The sequence below is a fragment of the Mycobacterium sp. SMC-17 genome (assembly GCF_045310915.1).
Classification (GTDB): Bacteria; Actinomycetota; Actinomycetes; order Mycobacteriales; family Mycobacteriaceae; genus Mycobacterium.
Map to the genome: position 1 here is coordinate 1 of NZ_JBJIAK010000126.1, position 2,231 is coordinate 2,231.

Here is a 2,231-nt window from a genome sequence, read left to right on the forward strand (position 1 = left end):
CACCCCAGCCCAACGCCTAGCCGCGCTCTTGAACCAAGCCGCCTAGCCACGTTGCACTAATCGATTGACTTTGAGCCCGAATCGTCGCGATCTTGTTCACGTTGGGCGAGGCATGGAACCGGCCGGTGGCCGTTGGGCTTGACCCCTGATGGTGGACACCTAACTGGTGGGACTGCTGGTCCTGCGGGAAGGATGTCCGTATGGCGGGCAAGCGTAAGAAGTACACCCCGGAGTTTCGGGAGCAGGCTGCCCGCCTGGTGATCGAGACGGGACGTCCGATCGCGCATGTGGCCGCGGAGATGAATCTGGGTGAGCAGTTGTTGGGTCGGTGGGTGCGCCAGGCCCGCGAGTCGGCCGGGGATACTGGCGGGGTGCTTGATGTTGATGAGCGCGCCGAGTTGGAGCGGCTGCGCAAGGAGAACGCTGAATTGCGTTTGGACCGTGAGTTTTTAAAAAAAGCGGCAGCCTTCTTCGCCTCCGAACAGAACCGGTAGATGCTTACCGGATCATCGAGGCGGAGAAGGCGAACTTCAGCATTGTGCGGATGTGCCGACTGCTGGTGGTATCGCGGTCGGGGTTCTACAAGTGGCGTGTGGCCGGCGCTGCCGGTCCTACGCCGGCCCAGCAGCGCCGTAAGCGCCTCGACACCGCAGTTGCGGGGTTTCATGCCGACTCCGACGGGGTGAACGGCGCACCGCGCATCCTGGCCGATCTACGGGAGGATGGCTGGGTGGTCTCGTGCAAGACGGTGGCGGCATCACTGCGCCGCCAAGGTTTGTTCGGGATCAGTCCGCGCACTTTCGGTCCGCCGACCACCGTGGCGGACCCGGATGCCGAAGCGATCCCGGACCTGGTCAAACGTCGTTTCGATACCGGTGTGCTCAACGCGGTGTGGACCAGCGACATCACCTATCTGCGGACTGGGGAAGGCTGGTTGTATCTGGCGGCGGTACGGGACGGGCATTCGCGGCGGGTGATCGGTTGGGCGATCGCCGATACCCTGCATACCGATGTTGTCGAGTCGGCGTTGACGATGGCGATCGCGTTGCGTGGCCCGTTGCCGGAGAAGGTGATTTTCCATGCCGATCGGGGCTGTCAGTACACCTCGGCGCAGCTGGCTCGGTTCGCCCGGGAGAACAACCTGCTGCGGTCGGTGGGCCGTACCGGGGTGTGCTGGGATAACGCTGCGACTGAATCATTATGGGCGACACTGAAAGTCGAGTTTTACGACCGGCGGTTGTGGCCGACGAAAGCTGCCGCTAGGCTCGCCGTCGGTGACTGGATCGAGCGGGTCTACAACCGCCGCCGGCGTCACAGCGCACTGGGCATGATCAGCCCCGTCGAGTTTGAAAACCGGATCAATCAGACGGCACAAGCCGCCTGACCCTGTGTCCACCAAACAGGGTCAAGCCCACCGTCAGCGTCCAATACGCATGGCGGGCAATTGGCCCTTTCGGGGCTCAGAGGCGTTGGCGGCGGGATTGGTGAGCCGGTACGACCTGGATACGCGGCACGACATGATCCACCGCGACGTGTACATCCCTCGTGGCGCCGTGATGACACCGGCCGATAAGGCCGTCGGCGTCTGGTTGTGGTCAGGGCGGCGTGGTGTTGTCGCGGGGCTGTCGGCTGCGGCCTTGCATGGATCGAAGTGGATCGGCGCCGACGAACCCGCCGAGATCAACCAGCCCAGCAGGCACAAGGCCGCAGGCGTGCTGTTGCACAGTGATGCACTCGATCCCGACGAAATCTGTGAACTCCGCAGCATCCGGTCGACCAATCCGGCTCGGACCGCGTTCGATCTCGGCCGCCGCAAGGGATCGACCAAAGCAGTCATCAGGGTGGACGCGCTGCTTCAGGCTTGCGATTTGAAACTTGTTGAGGTGCAGGCGCTTATCGACGCCCATCGGGGAATGCGGGGATTGGTCCAGCTACGTCGGGTTCTCGAATTGGCCGACTATGGTGCAGAGTCGCCCCAGGAGACCCGAACTCGGCTGTTGCTGACAGAGGCGGGCATACGGCCCACCGACACACAGATCGAGGTGTTCGGCGAATACGGGGAACTGGTGGGGCGTATCGACATGGGTTGGCGGCGTTGGAAGGTCGGCGTCCAGTACGACGGCATTCAGCATTGGACCGACCCGAACCAACGGACGCGGCTAAGTCCCCTGGGGTGGTGGGAATTCGGGGACGGGGCTGAGGTGGGCGGAGATGTTCAGGCCGTGTCGGTG

2 protein-coding genes are annotated in these 2,231 nt (G+C 63.4%); both read left to right on the top strand.

The genetic code is table 11. From position 1 onward, the window contains the following. Positions 1 to 200: 200 nt before the first annotated feature. Positions 201 to 1,384 (top strand): IS3 family transposase gene (locus ACJH7A_RS30305; RefSeq protein WP_109498924.1). Its coding sequence is split into 2 segments (ribosomal slippage): positions 201 to 453 and positions 453 to 1,384, totalling 1,185 coding nucleotides; the frame shifts between segments, so codons are not numbered across the junction. Between the two features lie 100 nt (positions 1,385 to 1,484). Next, the coding region (locus ACJH7A_RS30310; RefSeq protein WP_406803306.1) for a hypothetical protein at positions 1,485 to 2,231 on the top strand (747 nt) is incomplete at its 3' end.